Raw genomic sequence first — 16,855 nt, forward strand, 5'->3', positions numbered from 1 at the left:
TACCTCGATCCGATCGACGCCAGCGACCCAGGATATCCACAGGTCCGGGCGCCCTGCGCACACGATCTCGCTCTCGTGCCCTACTCTCTGTTCCAGGGGAGCTTCAACTGAAGAACTGGGGTACGGCGCCGCGCGGCGGCGCCGGATTGTGTCCTAGGGGGGACATTGACGAAACGACGGCTGTTCACGCGGCTGGGGATCGCCGGGACCGTACTGGCAATCGCAGGAACGCTGCTCATCGCACCACCCGCGCAGAGCGTGGAGACAGGGCTCTCGGCGGTCAACAGCTCGACCTGGCAGACCAACGCCAGCGTGCAGGGGCTGGCGGTTGCAGGAGGCAAGGCGTACGCCGGCGGCCGCTTCACCAGCGTCCGCCCGCCGGGCGCCGCGGCCGGCACCGGCGAGGTCGGCCAGGCATACCTGGCGGCCTTCGACCAGACGACCGGCGAACTGGTCAGCACGTTCAACCCGGTGCTGAACGGCCAGGTCTACGCGGTCGCCGCCTCGCCGGACGGGTCCCGGATCTTCGTCGGCGGTGACTTCACCACCGTCGACGGCCAGACCCGGAACCGGATCGCCGCCTTCGACACGGCCACCGGCGACCTGGTGGCGAACTGGAAGCCCTCGGTGTCGTACCGGGTGAAGACCATCGCGGTCTCCGGGACGACGGTGTACTTCGGCGGTTCGTTCGGCCTGGTGAACGGCCTGACCCGCAACCGGCTCGCCGCGGTCACCACCGACACCGGCACGCTGCTGCCGTGGGCACCCGACGTGAACGGCGACGTGTACGCGGTCGACGCGGCCGACGACGCGTCGAAGGTGTACGCCGGCGGCCAGTTCAGTACGGTCAACGGCACCAACCAGAACACGGTGACCAGCCTCGACCCGGTGACCGGCGCCGTGCTGCCCTTCCCGGGCGCCTCCGCCGTGCCGCCGCCGAACGGCTCCTGCACGACCCGCGTGAAGACGATCGACGCCAGCGGCGACACCGTGTACTTCGGCAACGGTGGCGACGGCGGCGGCTGCTTCGACGGCACCTGGGCGGTCGACATCGCCACCAACACGCTCAAGTGGAAGAACCAGTGCCTGGGCGCGACCGAAGCGGTCAAGGTCGTCAACGGCTGGCTGTACAAGGGCTCCCATGCGCACGACTGCGCCAACCAGGGCGCGGGCGGCTTCCCGCAGGGCTTCGGTTACCACTTCCTGCTGACCGAGAAGCTGACCGACGGCACGCTCGGGCCCTGGTTCCCGAACACCGACGCCGACCCGAACAGCGTCACCAACGTCGGTCCGCTGGCGTTCGCGACCGGCGGCAGCGACCTGTGGGCCGGCGGCGACTTCCTGCACGTCAACGGCGTCGCGCAACAGGGCCTGACCCACTTCACCAACGCCGGACCAGGTGCGGCACCGGCCAAGCCCGCCAAGCTGCTGCCGTACAGCGTGCAGCCCGGCGTCGTGCAGATCCACTTCCCCACCGTCGTCGACAACGACGACAGCACGCTGACGTACCGGCTGCTCAAGGGATTCAGCAACACGACGATCGCGACCTGGACCGCCAAGTCCACGCCGTGGAGCCAGCCGTGGCTCAGCTACACCGACACGTCCTCGGCGCCGGGCGACGTGACGAACTACCGCGTCGAGGTCACCGACGGCAGTACGACGGTCCGCGGCAACTACTCGGACCCGGTCACGGTCGCCTCGACCGCGTCCACGGCGTACGACCAGCTCGTCAAGGCGGACGGCCCACAGGCGTACTGGCGGCTCGGCGAGCCGGCCGGCACGACCACGTCGGTCGACTCCTCCGGACAGAGCAACAACGGCACCTTCACCGGTGTCACGCTCGGTGGTGCGGGTGCGATCGCGGGCGACACCGCGATGACCACCAGCACCACCACCGGCCGCATGGTCGGCGAGAAGGCGTACAGCATGCCGCAGCAGTTCACGGTCGAAGCCTGGGTCAAGCAGAGCGGATTCGGTCGCGGCGGCCGGATCATCGGCTTCGGCAACTCCAAGACCGCGAACAGCGGAAGTGGCGGCGACCGGATGCTGTACATGCGGACGAACGGCTCGATCGTGTTCGGCGTCGACGACGGCGCGCAGCAGACGCTGACCAGTCCGTCGGGCAACAACGACGGCAACTGGCACCACGTCGTCGGTACGTACGACTCCACGACCGGCACTGGCGCGATGAAGCTGTACGTCGACGGCGTGCTCAGCGGCAGTGCGCTGGTGGGTCCGGCGTCGGTCTACTACGGATGGTGGCGGGTCGGTTACGACCTGGGATACACGTGGCCGGGGGCCGGAGCGACCCAGACCGGTATGGGCATCGACGAGGCGGCGGTCTACCCGTACGCGCTCTCGCCGTTGCAGGTGCAGTCTCACTACGCGGCCAGGTGAAAAGGGCTCTCTGGCACAAAGTCATAACGCGTACAGGAGGTCCGCTTCCGGTGGGCCTCCTGCAGCGCTAGTGTCCGACGCTGGCGCGTGATGAGGCATGCGCTTGTGAGGCCCCGCCTGTGTTAGGACATAAATGAAGAAGTTAGTGCTGGCCCTTGTCACCGCAGCGGCCGTTCTCGCCGCGGCGCTGATCCCCTCGGGACCGCCTGTGCAGGCGGCCACCCCGGGATTCGCAACGGCGGTGTCAGCGATCAAGCAGCCGTCGTGGCAGACGAACAACAGCGTGAACGCGCTGGCGATCTCCGGGAACACCGTGTTCGCGGGCGGTCTGTTCACCAGACTCCGCCAGCCCGGCAAGGCGTCCGGACAGGCGCCGGAGACGCAGCGTTCGTACGTCGCCGCGTTCAACCGGACGACCGGCGCGCCGACCGCGTTCGCACCGGTACTGAACGGTCCGGTGTACGCGATCGCCACCAGCCCGGACGGCAAGTGGGTCGTGATCGGCGGCGACTTCACCATGGTCAACGGGGTCCGGCGAAGCAAGATCGCGATGTTCTCGGTCGCCACCGGCAAGCTCGTCGCCGCCTGGGACCCGGTCGTCGCGGCCCGGGTGAAGGCGCTGGCCATCTACGGCAACAGCGTGTTCATCGGCGGCGCGTTCGGCAAGATCGACGGCGTGGTCCGCAACCGGCTCGGCGCGGTCCGGCTGATCCAGGGCGACCTGCTGCCGTGGAACCCGAACGCCAACTCGGACGTGTACGCGGTCGACGTGTCCGACAACGGCACCCGCGTCTTCGTCGGCGGACCGTTCAGCACGATCGGCGGCAAGGACCACTACTCGCTGGCGATGCTGAACAACACCACCGGCGCGGCCTTCGACTTCCCGGCCGCCGCGGCGATCCCGAAGCCGACGGCGACCTGCACCACCCGGGTCAAGGACATCGACACCCTCGGCGACAACGTGTACGTGTCCAACGGCGGTGACGGTTCCGGCTGCTACGACGGCGTACTGGCCGCCTCGGTGTCGACCGGCAAACTGCTGTGGCAGAACAAGTGCCTGGGCGCGACCGAGGCGATCAAGGCGATCGGCAACTGGCTGTACAAGGGCTCGCACGCGCACGACTGCACCTCGACCCCGAACGGCTTCGGCAACGGCACCGGCACGCACTACCTGCTGGTCGAGAGCACGGTCAACGGCTACCTCGGGTCCTGGTTCCCGAACACCGACGCGAACCCGAAGAGCACCACGAAGGTCGGCCCGCTGGCGATGGCCGGCACCGACACCGACCTGTGGGTCGGCGGCGACTTCTTGCACGTGAACGGCCAGCTCCAGGTCGGCATCACCCGGTTCACGAACACGCCCGGCGGCGCGGCTCCGGCCGTACCGAAGGCTCCGACGCTGTCCGCCACGTCGGCCGGCCGGGTGTACGTGACGTACGGCGACTCGTACGACCTGGACAACCTGACGCTGACGTACAACGTTTTCCGGGGCTCGCTGAACGTCGGCTCGCAGAAGCTGACGACGTACTTCTGGCAGCCGCGCAAGACCTACCAGGTGGTGGATCGCGGCCTCAAGCGCGGTTCGACGTACTCGTACCACGTCGAGGTGCACGACGGGCGGAACATCATGAAGGGCGCTTCCGCCAGCATCAAGATCCCGTAACTGGCTCTTCCCGATCGGCACCCCCAGTCGTAGCTTGGTGACTGGGGGTGTCGATCATGGGGAAACGACTCTTTGTTGCGTTGGGCATCGGTGGTCTGGTACTGGGGGTGCTGGCAGTACTGCCGGCGCAGCCCGCGTCGAGCACCGGTGCCGGGCTGACCGCCGTCGCCGCCTCGAGCTGGCAGACCGATGCCAGCGTGCTCGGGCTGGCCGTTGCCAAGGGCAAGGTGTACGTCGGCGGCCGGTTCACCACGGTTCGTCCGCCGGGTGCGCCGGCCGGCACGCGCGAAGTGACCAGGACCTATCTGGCCGCGTTCAACGAGAGCACCGGTGCTCTCGACGCCGCGATGAACCATGTCCTGAACGGGTTCGTCTGGGCGATCGTTGCCTCACCCGACGGTTCCAGGGTGTACGTCGGCGGCGACTTCACCCGCGTCGACGGTCTGGTCCGGAATCGGATCGCCGCCTTCGACACAGCGACCGGCAGGCTGGTCGCGAACATCGCTCCGCAGGTTTCGTACCGGGTGAAGGCGCTCGCGATCGGCCGGTACAGCCTGTACTTCGGCGGCTCCTTCGGGCTGGTGAACGGCGTGACCCGGAACCGGGTGGCCGCGATCAGCACGGTCACCGGCGCACTGTTGCCGTGGGACCCGGACGCGGACGACGACGTCTACGCGATCGACGTTGCCGACGACAACTCGCGGGTCTACCTGGGTGGGACGTTCGGCACCGTCCGCGGCGCGAACCACTGGGCGGTTGCCAGCGTCAACACCTCGACCGGTGCGGTGCTGCCGTTCCCCGCAGCGTCCGCCGTACCGCTGCCGAACAGTTCATGCACCTCGCGGGTGAAGGACATCGAGACGTCCGGGAGCCGGGTGTTCTTCGCCGACGCCGGTGACGGCTGGGGCTGCTTCGACGGGACCTGGGCCGCGGACGTTGCCACCGGCAAGCTCCTCTGGAAGAGCAACTGCCTGGGCGCGACCGAGGCGCTGGCGATGGTGAATGGCTGGCTGTTCAAGGGCTCGCACGCACACAGCTGTCCCGGTACGTTCGCCGACGGCAGCGGCACACATTTCCTGCTGCTGCAGAATCCGGCGACCGGCACGCTGGGGCCGTGGTTCCCGGACACGAACGGCGGGCCGCCGACGCTGGTCGGCCCGCTCGTGGCGACCAGCGGCGGGAGCGACCTGTGGGTCGGCGGCGACTTCACCACGGTCAACGGCGCGGGGCAGCAGGGCCTGACCCGGTTCACCAACCTCGGGCCCGGCGCCGCACCGCTCCGTCCGGCGGCACCGACGTTGTCCAGTACGGCGGCGCACCGGGTCAACGCCACGGTCCGTACGTCGCTCGACAAGGACGACGTACGGCTCACCTACTTCCTGCTCCGCGGTACGGCGAACACGGTCGTCGCCAGCACCAGAGCCAGCTCCGCGTTCTGGTACCGCCCGACCATCGTCCTCACGGACGCGGCCGCGCCGTCGGGCACCACCCAGGCCTACCGGATCGAGGTCTACGACGGGCATCACGTCGTACGCGGCAGCTACGCCACCATCAAGGTGCGCTGAGCCGGCGGTGCGCGGCGATGGCTCGGTGGGCTTCGTTCCACCAGAGGAGCAGTGTGGTGAACGACGCTCCGGCCAGCCCCCACGCCGCGCCCTTCGGGCCCCACAGGTACGCGCCGGTGATCCCGCAGGTGATCAGTACGACCGACGAGATCAGCCGGACGCGCAGGCCGCGGGTGGCGGCGGTCAGGGCCCGGAGGATCGCGAACGCGCCCGCGTTCGAAGCGCCGAGGGCCTGCAGCAGGATCACCGGGATCAGGACGGTGTGCGCCTGGTTCCAGACGCCCGGACCGAGCAGTTCGCGGCCGACGACGGCCGGCAGCAGCAGGAAGACCGCGCCCCACGCGAGCGCGCCGGCGCCGACGCCGAACGAGATCGCCAGCCCGACCAGCCAGAGGCGGCGGTACGAGTGCCGCAAGGCCCGCGCCGCCTCGGGGACCGAGATCATCCGGATCCCCTGGTTCAGTACGTTGACCGGGCCGAGCAGGACCTGTGCTCCGCGGATACCCGCGGTGGCGACCAGGCCGGCCGCGGCGGTGATACCGAGCATGTAGACCTGGATGGTGCCGGAGACGGCGAGCATCTCCCCCACGTACTTGGGGCTCAGGTCCCAGTTCCGGCGCACCCATTCGCGGATCAGTTGGCGGCGAGGGGCGACGCCTGCTTGGAAACGGCCGGCGATCGCGGCGATGACCGCGCCGAGACCCCACGCGAACGTCAGCGTGAACGCGGACTGCGTACCGGTGAGATAGAGGCCGCCGAAGATCGCGAGCATCGCCAGGAGCCAGATCAGGTCGTTGACGAAGGCTTTCTGTCCTTCGCCTACTACGAAGAACGCCCAGCGCCAGGCGTCTTGTAGCAGGAGGCCGGGCATGGTGAGGGCGAACGCGATGAGGACGCCCTTCGATGGGACGGGCGGAACGGCTACTACCGCCAGACCGACCAGTAGGCCCAGGAATCCGGTGAGGAGAGCGGTTGCCGTGCTGGCCCGGACGGCTCGTTGCCAGGCGGGGGTGCGACTGCCTGAGTGGCGGACTGCGAGGGGTTCTGTGGAGACTGCTCGGGAGACGTTCAGGGCGATGGTGTAGCCGCCGAAGGCGAGGGCGTAGACGCCGAAGTCGGCGACGGTGCTGGAGCGGGCGACGACGACCCCGACGGCGAGGTTGCTCAGGCTGGAGAGGGCCTGGTCGGCCAGACCCCAGGTGGCGCGGCCGGCCGGACCGGCCAGCCGACGTAACTTCGGCCGCCGGAACTTCACCGCCCCACCCTAGACGGGACGCGGCGGATGCCGCAGGACGCCCAGCAGGAAGCGCGGGATGCCCAGCACGTACCGCTTCCAGAGCCGCCGTGGCTCCTTGTACAGCCGGTAGCTCCACTCCAGCCCGGCGCGCTGCATCCAGCGCGGCGCGCGGTCCAACCGGCCGGTGTGGAAGTCGAACGCCGCGCCGACGCCGATCAGGACGGTCGCGTTCAGCCGGTCGCGGTGGTCGGCCATCCAGCGTTCCTGCTTCGGCGCGCCGAGCCCGACCCAGACGATGTCCGGCCGCGCCTCGTTCAGCCGCGCGACTGTCTCCGCGTCCTCGGCCTCGGTCAGCGCCCGGTACGGCGGGCACTCGACGCCGACGACCTTCAACGCCGGGTGCCGCTCCTGGAACCGCTCGCGCAGCTCCTCGGCCACGCCGTCGGCACCGCCGTAGAAGTACTGCGTCCAGCCGCGCTCCGCCGCCTCGGCGAGCACCCGCTCGAGCAGGTCCGGTCCGGCGACGCGGTCCATCTGCTCGAAGCCGGCCTTCTTACCGGCCCAGACCAGCGGCATGCCGTCCGGAACGGTCAGGCCGGACGTGTTGTACACCTCGGTCAACCGCTCGTCGGCGCGCGCGTGCAGCAGCGCGTTCATGTCGGTGACGCAGACCAGGTGCCGCTCGCCGCGCTCGATCCAGCCCGCGAAGGTGCCGACCGTGTGGTCGAGGTTCGTCACGCTGACATGGATGCCGAGTACGTCGACGCGCTCGGTGGCGGTGCTGCCTGGGGTGGTGGGCTCGGCCTGGAGGTCGGTCATCGGTCCTCTCCTTGCAGCGCGGCGAGGTCGGCGTCGACCATGATGCGGACCAGTTCGGGGACGTGGACCTGGGCCTTCCAGCCGAGTTCCACGGCGGCCTTCGACGCGTCCCCGATCAGCGAGTCGACCTCGGTCGGACGCTCGTAGCGCTGGTCGTGGTCGACGTACTGCTCCCAGTCCAGCCCGACGTGTTCGAACGCCAGCGAGACGAAGTCGCGGACCGAGTACGACGTACCGGTCGCGATCACGTAGTCGGCGGGGGTGTTGTGCTGCAGCATCCGCCACATGCCCTCGACGTACTCCGGCGCGTAGCCCCAGTCGCGGCACGCGTCCAGGTTGCCCAGGTACAACCGGTCCTGGCGACCCGTCTTGATCGCCGCGACCGCGCGGGTGATCTTCCGGGTCACGAACGTCTCGCCGCGGCGCGGAGACTCGTGGTTGAACAGGATCCCATTCACCGCGAACATGTCGTACGCCTCGCGGTAGTTGCGGGTCATCCAGTACCCGTAGAGCTTCGCGGCACCGTACGGCGACCGCGGGTAGAACGGGGTGTCCTCGTTCTGCGGCGGAGGCGTCGCGCCGAACATCTCCGACGAGCTCGCCTGGTAGAACCGGCAGTCCAGCCCGATCATCCGGATCGCCTCGAGCAGCCGCGTCGTACCCATCCCGGTGGTGTCGCCGGTGTACTCCGGCTCGTCGAAGCTCACCCGCACATGCGACTGCGCGGCCAGGTGATAGACCTCGGCCGGCTGGATCGACGCGAGCAGCGTGACGAGGCGCGAGCCGTCGGTCAGGTCGCCGTAGTGCAGGAACAACCGCTTGTCCTGGGCGTGCGGATCCTCGTACAGGTGATCGATCCGCTTGGTGTTGAAGGTGCTGGCCCGACGGATCAGGCCGTGCACCTCGTAGCCCTTGGACAGCAGCAGCTCGGCCAGGTACGAACCGTCCTGGCCGGTGATGCCTGTCACGAATGCTTTCTTCATCTGGCGTTCTCCACGTACCAGCGGTAGGTGGCGGCCACACCGTCTTCCAATGAAATCGAGGGTTTCCAGCCCAGCGCGAGCAGCCGGCTCACGTCCAGCAGCTTGCGCGGGGTGCCGTCCGGCTTCGACAGATCGTTGCTCAGGGCACCGGTATAGCCGACGGTCCGGGCGACCAGCTCGGCCAGCTCGCGGATCGTCACGTCGGCGCCGACACCGACGTTGATCGGTTCCGGCGCGTCGTAGTGCTCCAGCAAGTGCAAACAGGCATCCGCCAGGTCGTCGACATGCAGGAACTCCCGCCGCGGCGTACCGCTCCCCCACAGCACGACTTCCTCGGCACCGTTGACTTTCGCCTCGTGGAAGCGGCGGATCAACGCCGGCAGCACATGCGAGCTGGCCGGGTCGAAGTTGTCGTTCGGCCCGTACAGGTTCGTCGGCATCGCGGAGATCCAGCGCAGGCCGTACTGACGGCGGACCGCCTGCACCTGCATGATGCCGGCGATCTTCGCGATCGCGTACGCGTCGTTGGTCGGCTCCAGCTCGCCGGTCAGCAGACTCGACTCGTGGATCGGCTGCGCGGCGTACTTGGGGTAGATGCAGGACGACCCGAGGAACAGCAGCCGCGGCGTCCGCACCTCGAGCGCCGCGTCCATCAGGTTCACCTGGATCCGCAGGTTGTCGCTGAGGAACTCCGTCGGGTGGTCCCGGTTCGCCAGGATCCCGCCGACCCGCGCGGCCGCGTCGATGACCACCGCCGGGCGGTGCTCGCGCAGAAATGCGAAGGTGGCCTCCCGGTCACGCAGGTCCAGCTCCGCGGAGGACGCGCCGATCAGGTTCGTCCGACCGGCAGCCTCGAGGCGTCGCCAGATCGCCGAACCGACGAGTCCGCGATGGCCTGCAACATAAACTGGTCCATGTAGATCCATCAGTACGCTCCAGCGCCGTAGATCACCGCGCGCACGGTCTTCCAGAGAATCAGCAGGTCCAGCGTCATCGACCAGTTGTCGACGTACCGCAGGTCGAGGCGCACGGACTCGTCCCAGGACAGGTCGCTGCGGCCGCTGACCTGCCACAGACCGGTCATGCCCGGCTTGACGAGCATCCGTCGCGAGTCGTCGGCGGCGTACAGCGCGACCTCCTCGGCCAGCGGCGGCCGCGGCCCGACCAGCGACATGTCGCCGCGCAGCACGTTGAACAGCTGCGGCAGCTCGTCCAGCGAGCACCGGCGGATCCACCGGCCGAGCGGCGTCATCCGCGGGTCGTTGCGCATCTTGAAGATCACGCCGTTGCCGTCGCTCAACGCGTACAGGTCGCTGAGCCGCTGCTCGGCGTCGACGTACATGCTGCGGAACTTCAGCATCGTGAACTCGACGCCCGCGCGGCCGACCCGCTGCTGCCGGAACAGCATCGGCCCGGCACTGGTCAGCTTGACCGCGAGCGCCAGCCCGATCAGTACCGGCGACAGCAGCAGAATGATGCCGAGAGCAACCACACGGTCGAAGACCGCCTTCATCAGGTGCGGACCGCCGCTGACCGACGGCCGCTCCAGGTGCAGCAGCGACAGACCCGCGACCGGGCGGACCGAGATCCGTGGGCCGGCGACCTCGATGATGCCCGGCGAGACGATCAGCTCGACGCCGCGCTGTTCGAGCGCCCAGGACAACCGGCGCAGCGACTGGCCGGCCAGCTCCGGGTCGGTCGCGACCGCGACCACCTCGACCGCGTGCCGGTCCGCGGCGGCCAGGATGTCGGGCTCGTCCAGGGCCTCGAGGTCACCGGACTCGCCGCGCGGCCGGCAGGTCGCCACCACCCGGAACCCGTCGGTCGGGCGGCTCTCGAGGTGCTCACACAGCGTCGCGGCCGGGCCACTGCGCCCGACCACGAGAACCCTGTGCATACAGCGACCCCGGACCCGGTGCCGGTGCAGGTCCTTCCGCAGCGCGTACCGCAGCAGCAGCGCGGCGATCACCATCACCGGAATCGCGAGCACCACGAACCCGCGGGCGATCTCGGCCTTGGTCACGTACGACGTCATCGCGACCGCCGCGGTCAGCCCGACACCGGCACGCAGCAGCGAGCGGAACTCGTCCGGCCCGGCACCGAAGAACCGCGGGTCGTACCCCTTCGAGAGCGCGACCACCGCGACCCAAGCCACCGGCAACAGACTGCTGACCACGAGATAGCTGGAGCCGACGTGGTACCCGAAGCGGGTCAGCAGCGCGACCGAGACCCCGAGCATCGCGGCGAGCAGGTCGCCACCGACCGCGGCCCACCGGTAGACCCCGACCCAGCGCGGCTCGGTCGACCGCGAGGGCAACGGAACGATCGCCGGCACCTCGTGCGGGACGACCCAGAGCGGCCGACGGCTGTCCACAGCGTCCGGCGCTTCTGCTCCGCTCACAGCGGCCCTCGTTCCCTCCTGCAACGGCCCCGTCACTATCAGTGTCCGGCCCGGCCTGCAGTGTGTCCTTGTTAACCCGCGCGTCGTCGCCGAGTCACCGAAGATTACTACGCGGACAGGTCGCGGGCGACCACCGACCCGGGTCCCTGTGGACGACCGTCCGGCCGGAGCCGGCGGGTCGGCGAGAGGGCAGCAAAAGCAGGCGGTCCGGCCGGCTCCCCAGGAGCCGGCCGGACCGATCCGCCGCTGTGCGGGCGGGGCTCAGACCCCGACCTTCGGAGTGTCGAACGACTCGACGATCGCGGCCGGGACGTGCTCGAGGTCGCTGACCCGTAGGTAGTCGCCCATCGTCGTGCCGGTGCATTCGGAGTCGATGTTCGGCGCCGCCCGGCCGGCCACCGCGTCGCCGAGGTGCACCGTACGCAGGTCGAGGCTGAACCGGGTCCGCCCCGACGTGTTCGGCACGCTCGAGTGCAGCTGCGCCCCGGAGAACAGGATGATGCCGCCGGCCTGGCAGATCGGCCGGATCTGCGGCACCAGCTCCACCTCTTCCTCCGGCACCGGCTGCACCCGGGTGTCGGTGCCGATCTGGGTGGCAGCGATCTTCCGGCTGGTCGCGTTCCACTCGGCGTAGTTGTAGACCCGGGAGCTGTTCCGGACCGGCGTCTGCCAGTACTTCGGGTGGAAGGCCAGCCCGTTGTCGTCGCTGATCGCGAAGATCGGCAGCCACCAGTTGAGCTGCACGTACGGCGCGGAGTACCAGGTGTCGCGGTGCGGGTGGAACGCGAACGCGATCCCGGTGGTCAGGTAGTCGTTCGACGTCGAGCTCCGCATCCGCGGTACGTCGAAGTACGTCTGCTCCTGATCGCAGCCGAAGTCGGCCAGCATCTCCTGGATCAGCCGCTTCGACTCCGGGTGATGGATGAACCGCGGCTTGAGCTCGGCCAGCAGCGCGGCGTAGTCCTCGACCGCCATGTCGAACTGCGCGGTCTCCGGGTCCAGCGGCGCGAACGCCTGCCGGGCCATTTCGCCCGCGAACTCGGTGAGTGCCAAGGTCGACGGGCGCGGCGAATAGACGAACAGGTCGCCGTCGTACAGTTTTTCCCTGCGCTCGTCATCGCTGACGTCCGCATCGAAGTACACAGAATGCATCGATCCAACCCCGCCCTCAAGTATGAACAGAACTGCCGCTTCCCCTTATTTGTTAATCCCTTGCGTGCGCGGCAGCGTTACATCACGAATTGCACCGCCGCGGAACCAGTCGACGGTTCTGGTCAGCCCGTCCACCAGTCCCACTCGCGGCCGCCAGCCGAGCAACGGGACGGACTCGCTCAGGTCCGCGATACAGGCGCCGTCGAACTTGCGGTCCGCCAGCCCGCCGAAGCGGGCCGGGACCTCGGTGCCGATGATCTGCTGCAACGTCGTGACGGTCTGCCGGATGTCGACCGGCGCACCGGAGCCGATGTCGAGACTGCGGCCCTCGACGGACGGGGCGCAGGCCGCGGCCAGGAACGCGTTCACGACGTCGTCGACGTACACCCAGTCGATCAGGCGGGATCCGCTCGACAGTTCCGGCACCTGGCCGGCGAGCAAGGACTTGACCACGTACGGCACCAGTTTGGACTCGTTCTGCGGACCCGGGCCGTAGACCATCGCGATGCGCAACACGACGGTGGGCAGCGACCACAGGTCGTGGAACGCGTGGGCGTACGCAGCGGACGCCCACTTGCTCACCGTGTACGGCGACAACGCCCTCGGCTGAGCGTCGCCGGCGTGCGGTTCCTCGATCGAGCCGGCCAGGACGATCCTGGGCCGGCCGGCCTCGGTCGCGGCGGTCAGCAGGTTGACCGTACTGGCCAGGTTGCCGGCGAAGGTCCGCGGTACGGCTGCGACCTCGCGCGATCCGGACGCCTCGCCGGCGAGGTGGAACACCACGTCCGGCCGCACCGTCCGGACGAGTTCGTCCGTCGCAGCGGCATCGGCGAGGTCGACCTGCCACGACGTCGCCGATGCCGGTGCGAGGCCGGGTTTCGCCGGGCCCCTGCGCGACACGGCGTGGACGTCCGCCCCGAGCTCGGCAAGCCGTTCGACCAGGTGCGACCCGATGAACCCGTGCGCTCCCGTCACCAGAACCGTGCTGCCGGACAGTCGCCGGCCGCCGGCCGGCGCGAGTTGCCGGGCCTCGACAGGCTGGGCCGAGGCACGTGTGCTGATCGCAGCAGGCCCGGCCGACGTCGAGTCGCTGTGGAGCGATGCTCGGGACCGACCCGTCGACGCCCTGGTGGAGGCCGGCGCCCTGGTGGACGACGGCGCCCTGGTGGTCGACGTGGAGATCCTCGTCGACCGGGACGCGGTCGACGTCAGGGCGGCGCCGGCGATCGCGATCAGCAGAAGCAGGATCGCGAATGCGCCGAGCCGCCTTTCCCGGGTCATCGCGAATCGGGTCCCGGCGGGCCGGAATCCGGCGTACCGGCATTCGGCTCGTCAATCTTGCGCAACCACGCCTCGCGCCAATAGGTGTGAATCGCCCGCGGGCAGAAACGGTGATACCTGCCGACACAGGTGACCTGGTCGAGAATGACGCAGTCGCGCAGGTGAATCATTCGGCCGGTGTGTTCCTCGATGATCTTGTCGACCGTTTTCAGGACCCGGGCCCGGCGCCCGCAGAACGGCAGCATCTCGCCGTCGAAGATGAGCCCGCGATTCTTGCTGTTCGGGCCCAGCGCGGCCATGATCTCTTCCTTGCTCTTCACCTCGACGAGGTCGCCGGGCTGCAGTCCCAGCGGTTCGGCCTTCGGCCCCGGACCAGTGCCCTTGTAGAACGGGTACGGGAGACCGTCGGCGATCCGCAGCCGGCGCGGGAGCTTGCGGCTCAGCGCCTGGAACTTGTTGAAGAACAGGACCAGCAGGCCGCGGAGCACGAACAGCAGCTTGAAGTTGCCCGATCGCACGTCGTCGACGTACTGCCCCATCTCCAGGGCAGGCAGCGGGGTGGACGCACGCATGACCTCGGTCGCCGCGCAGCGGTACAGGGTCGCACCGTCATCGGCGATGCCGGCGACAGTGTCGTCCGCCAGGGTCTGCTCGGTAGCGGCCGGGCCCGGTCCGGCCGGCTTGGCCAGCAGCGGGGCACCGTCGGTCGTCTCCAGCCATTCCTCGCGCCAGAACAGCAGGCAACCAGCTTGGCAACCGCCATGGGCGCTTCCGTCACAGCGGGCACCGGTGAGGTGCAGGGTGTTCTCGAGCCGCCGCAGCCCGGTCGAGGGCCGGTTGATCGTGTCGCAGGTCTTGTGGGCGATCGCCGAGACCGGCAGCTCGCGCCCCGCGAACTGCAGCATCTCGGGCATGAACGGCTGCCCGTCGATCCTTCCGTTCGCGTCCAGGGTCGCCAGGATCTCTTCCTTGCTGCGCACCCGGACGACGTCGCCCGGTCGCACGGTGCCGGGCGTCGAACGAACCGGCTGTGTCGTGGTCATGATGTGGTAGCTCCTCGTGCGGCATTGATCGTCGCGTCGCCCGGTGTCTTCGGCCCGCCCGCCACGAACAGCGGATCGGTGTTTCGCTTGATGACCCGGTGGAATCCGCTTCTCGCCAAGTGGGACACGAGAATCCGGTAGCAGGCCAGCCGATCACCCCGGGACAGCGGTGCCCGGGCAATGGCCTCGAGATAGCGGTACCCGTACTCGGCGAGCAGCCGGGCAGTGCTCTGACCGGCCCGGCGTGGGTCGAGATTGGTACACAGCGCGGGGATGGTCGCCCTTCGGTCACCGCGCTCGGGGTGGTCCCGGCGGAAGTACAGCAACTCGGGAACCTGGTGGAAGCGGCCGCGGAACGCGAGTTCGGCGATCCACGGCCGGGCGCCGTGGTGGTAGCTGTCCTTGCGCCGGATGCTGCGCACGACCTGCGTCCTGATCACCCCGTACTCGTCGTCCGCGCCGTCGGTGACGACCAGGCCCCGGAACCTTTCCTTGGGGTCCGCCGAACCGGTGGCCAGGGTGTAGTCGTAGTTCCGGACGATCGTCCCAGTCTCGTCGATGATGGCCATGTCCGCGTGGCTGAGCACGACGTCCGGGTGGGCGTCGAGGGCCTCGACACAACGGGCGAGCAGGTCGCGGCCGTACAGGTCGTCGTGGGCGGCGAACTTGAAGTACTCCCCCCGGGCCTCGTCGACGACGAAGTTGTGGTTCGGGGTGGCGCCGATGTTGCGCGGCTGGCGGATGTACCGGATCCGCGGGTCCTGGTCGGCGTACCGGCGGCAGATCTCCTCCGTCCCGTCCGTCGAGGCGTTGTCGGAGATGATCAGCTCGAAGTCGGTGAAACTCTGAGCGAGCAACGAATCGAGCGCCTCGCCGAGATAGCGCTGCCCGTTGTACACGGGGAGGCCCACGGTGAGCCTTGGTATGCCGGTCACGATGGTCTCGCTTTCATGGTCGTGATGGAACCGGTACGGAAGCGTCGGGCGGGATGGGCGGGACAGTCGGACCGGCCGGGGCGGTGTCGGTGGACGCGGCCGCCTCCTGAGTTCGGCGGCGGTCGCGGATGCCGGCCCGGAACATCCGCCACCAGACGGCGGTACCGACGAAGGTCGCCGCGGCCACTCCCCAGGCGGATCCGAGCGCGCCGCCCGCGAAGCTGCCCCCGGCACCGCCGGCCAGGTAGAGGCAGGCGCAGATCAACGTGGCCCGCATGCTCCGCGGGGCCGCGGCCAGTCCGCGGAGACCGGCGGCCGCGCCGTTCCAGAAGCCGATGCCTGCGAAGGCCAAGGTGGTGGGGAGCATCAGCGCGACGGCCGGCGCCCACACGGAGCCGAGTACGTGGACACCGAGCGCATCGGGCACCAGGAACATGACGGTCAGCCCCCAGAGTGTGACGCCCACCGCCTGGACGATCGCGAGCGCCGCACAGAAGACGACGAAGGAGCGGAGCGAGCGGCGCAGCATCCGTGCGGCTTCGGGAACGGCGACCATGCTGAGGCCCTGCACGACCGCGAGCCACGGCCCGAGCAGGACCTCGGCGGCCTTCAGATCGCCGACGGCCGACAAGCCCGCGATCGCTCCCACGCTGAAGAAGCGCAGCTGGGTCACCGTGCTCATGCTCAGGTTCTCGACCAGGTAGCGAGCCCCGAGCTCGCGCTGCTGGGTGAGCCAGATCCGGATCCCGGCCGGGTGCGGAAGGACCCGGGCCTGGAACATGCCGAGGAGTGCCGCGACGCAACCGGCGCCGCCCCATGCCAGCACGAACCAGGACACGCCGCCCTCGCGGTTGGCGAGGGCGATCAACGGGATCAGCGCCAGCCCCCAGGTAAGGTCGTTGAGGAACGAGTTGCGTCCCTGTCCGGAGGCGAAGAACGCGTACCGCCAACTGTCCTGCAGCATCAACCCGGGCAGCAGTACGCCGAGGACGATGAAGGCCGTGCCGAGGGAACCTCCGAGGATCAGGCCCACCGTCGCGCAACCGGCACCGATCACGCACCCCACGGCGAGCGCAGCACCGGAGGCGTTGCGTACGGCCTGCCGCCAGGACTCGGTCGAGACGCCGCTGTAGCGCACCACCAGCGGATCGGTGGCCAGACCACGCGAGACGTTGAGAGCGAAGCCGTAGGTCACGTAGGCCAGGCTGAAGATGCCGAACCCGCTCGGGCCGAGCGCCCGGGCCACCAGGACGACGACCAGGAAGTTGGTGAGGCTGGACGCCGCCTGGTCGGCGAGCCCCCACCCCAGCCGGTGCGTGGTGCCGTGCCGTCGCAACAGCCCCAGCTTCAGGCGGATCTGTGCGTTCAACGCTGCCCCC

13 protein-coding genes are annotated in these 16,855 nt (G+C 69.1%); 3 read left to right on the forward strand and 10 right to left on the reverse strand.

The genetic code is table 11. The features are described 5' to 3' along the window. Positions 1-165: 165 nt before the first annotated feature. The 3 genes from ACFYRU_RS37075 to ACFYRU_RS37085 all read left to right on the forward strand — a co-directional run bounded on the left by ACFYRU_RS37075 (position 166) and on the right by ACFYRU_RS37085 (position 5,625). Positions 166-2,397, forward strand: a complete 2,232-nt coding sequence (locus ACFYRU_RS37075; protein WP_387667973.1) for a LamG-like jellyroll fold domain-containing protein — start codon at positions 166-168, stop codon at positions 2,395-2,397. A gap of 133 nt (positions 2,398-2,530) precedes the next feature. Beyond that, the gene (locus ACFYRU_RS37080; RefSeq protein WP_387667975.1) at positions 2,531-4,060 is read left to right on the forward strand and encodes a fibronectin type III domain-containing protein; all 1,530 of its coding nucleotides are present in this window, start codon (positions 2,531-2,533) and stop codon (positions 4,058-4,060) included. A gap of 56 nt (positions 4,061-4,116) precedes the next feature. Further along, a complete protein-coding gene (locus tag ACFYRU_RS37085; protein WP_387667977.1) occupies positions 4,117-5,625 on the forward strand; it encodes a fibronectin type III domain-containing protein in 1,509 nt (502 codons plus the stop codon). Here ACFYRU_RS37085 and ACFYRU_RS37090 read toward each other — a convergent pair. The 10 genes from ACFYRU_RS37090 to ACFYRU_RS37135 all read right to left on the reverse strand — a co-directional run bounded on the left by ACFYRU_RS37090 (position 5,612) and on the right by ACFYRU_RS37135 (position 16,845). Next, positions 5,612-6,880, reverse strand: a complete 1,269-nt coding sequence (locus ACFYRU_RS37090) for a hypothetical protein (protein WP_387667980.1) — start codon at positions 6,878-6,880, stop codon at positions 5,612-5,614. The genes ACFYRU_RS37085 and ACFYRU_RS37090 overlap by 14 nt on opposite strands. A 9-nt stretch (positions 6,881-6,889) precedes the next feature. After that, positions 6,890-7,681 carry a WecB/TagA/CpsF family glycosyltransferase gene (locus ACFYRU_RS37095; RefSeq protein ID WP_387667982.1) on the reverse strand — a complete coding sequence of 264 codons (792 nt, stop codon included), beginning with the start codon at positions 7,679-7,681 and terminating at the stop codon, positions 6,890-6,892. Continuing rightward, entirely contained in the window at positions 7,678-8,664 is a 987-nt protein-coding gene (gene gmd, locus ACFYRU_RS37100; protein WP_387667985.1) for a GDP-mannose 4,6-dehydratase, read from the reverse strand. The genes ACFYRU_RS37095 and gmd overlap by 4 nt, the downstream gene beginning before the upstream one ends. After that, positions 8,661-9,590 carry a GDP-L-fucose synthase family protein gene (locus ACFYRU_RS37105; RefSeq protein ID WP_387667988.1) on the reverse strand — a complete coding sequence of 310 codons (930 nt, stop codon included), beginning with the start codon at positions 9,588-9,590 and terminating at the stop codon, positions 8,661-8,663. Before ACFYRU_RS37105 ends, gmd begins: the two co-directional genes overlap by 4 nt. Then, entirely contained in the window at positions 9,590-11,065 is a 1,476-nt protein-coding gene (locus tag ACFYRU_RS37110) for a sugar transferase (protein WP_387667991.1), read from the reverse strand. The genes ACFYRU_RS37105 and ACFYRU_RS37110 overlap by 1 nt, the downstream gene beginning before the upstream one ends. Positions 11,066-11,326: 261 nt before the next feature. Then, positions 11,327-12,217 (reverse strand): hypothetical protein, encoded by an 891-nt coding sequence (locus tag ACFYRU_RS37115; protein WP_387667994.1) that lies wholly within the window; start codon positions 12,215-12,217, stop codon positions 11,327-11,329. Between the two features lie 45 nt (positions 12,218-12,262). Continuing rightward, on the reverse strand, positions 12,263-13,498 hold the full coding sequence (locus ACFYRU_RS37120) for an NAD-dependent epimerase/dehydratase family protein (RefSeq protein WP_387667997.1): 1,236 nt from the start codon (positions 13,496-13,498) through the stop codon (positions 12,263-12,265). After that, entirely contained in the window at positions 13,495-14,541 is a 1,047-nt protein-coding gene (locus tag ACFYRU_RS37125) for a hypothetical protein (protein ID WP_387667998.1), read from the reverse strand. The genes ACFYRU_RS37120 and ACFYRU_RS37125 overlap by 4 nt, the downstream gene beginning before the upstream one ends. Further along, positions 14,538-15,452: a glycosyltransferase gene (locus ACFYRU_RS37130; protein WP_387668001.1), complete on the reverse strand. Its 915-nt coding sequence runs from the start codon at positions 15,450-15,452 to the stop codon at positions 14,538-14,540. Before ACFYRU_RS37130 ends, ACFYRU_RS37125 begins: the two co-directional genes overlap by 4 nt. Positions 15,453-15,489: 37 nt before the next feature. After that, on the reverse strand, positions 15,490-16,845 hold the full coding sequence (locus tag ACFYRU_RS37135) for a hypothetical protein (protein WP_387668003.1): 1,356 nt from the start codon (positions 16,843-16,845) through the stop codon (positions 15,490-15,492). Between the last annotated feature and the right edge of the window lie 10 nt (positions 16,846-16,855).

The organism is Kribbella sp. NPDC004536 (assembly GCF_042873835.1).
In the GTDB taxonomy this organism is placed as follows: domain Bacteria; phylum Actinomycetota; class Actinomycetes; order Propionibacteriales; family Kribbellaceae; genus Kribbella.

Excerpts from the sequence above, each read along its gene's own strand:
- ACFYRU_RS37080 (WP_387667975.1), top strand. The coding sequence starts at position 2,531 with ATGAAGAAGTTAGTGCTGGCCCTTGTCACCGCAGCGGCCGTTCTCGCC.
- ACFYRU_RS37105 (WP_387667988.1), bottom strand. The coding sequence starts at position 9,590 with ATGGATCTACATGGACCAGTTTATGTTGCAGGCCATCGCGGACTCGTC.
- gmd (WP_387667985.1), bottom strand. The coding sequence starts at position 8,664 with ATGAAGAAAGCATTCGTGACAGGCATCACCGGCCAGGACGGTTCGTAC.
- ACFYRU_RS37085 (WP_387667977.1), top strand. The coding sequence starts at position 4,117 with ATGGGGAAACGACTCTTTGTTGCGTTGGGCATCGGTGGTCTGGTACTG.
- ACFYRU_RS37115 (WP_387667994.1), bottom strand. The coding sequence starts at position 12,217 with ATGCATTCTGTGTACTTCGATGCGGACGTCAGCGATGACGAGCGCAGG.
- ACFYRU_RS37095 (WP_387667982.1), bottom strand. The coding sequence starts at position 7,681 with ATGACCGACCTCCAGGCCGAGCCCACCACCCCAGGCAGCACCGCCACC.
- ACFYRU_RS37120 (WP_387667997.1), bottom strand. The coding sequence starts at position 13,498 with ATGACCCGGGAAAGGCGGCTCGGCGCATTCGCGATCCTGCTTCTGCTG.
- ACFYRU_RS37125 (WP_387667998.1), bottom strand. The coding sequence starts at position 14,541 with ATGACCACGACACAGCCGGTTCGTTCGACGCCCGGCACCGTGCGACCG.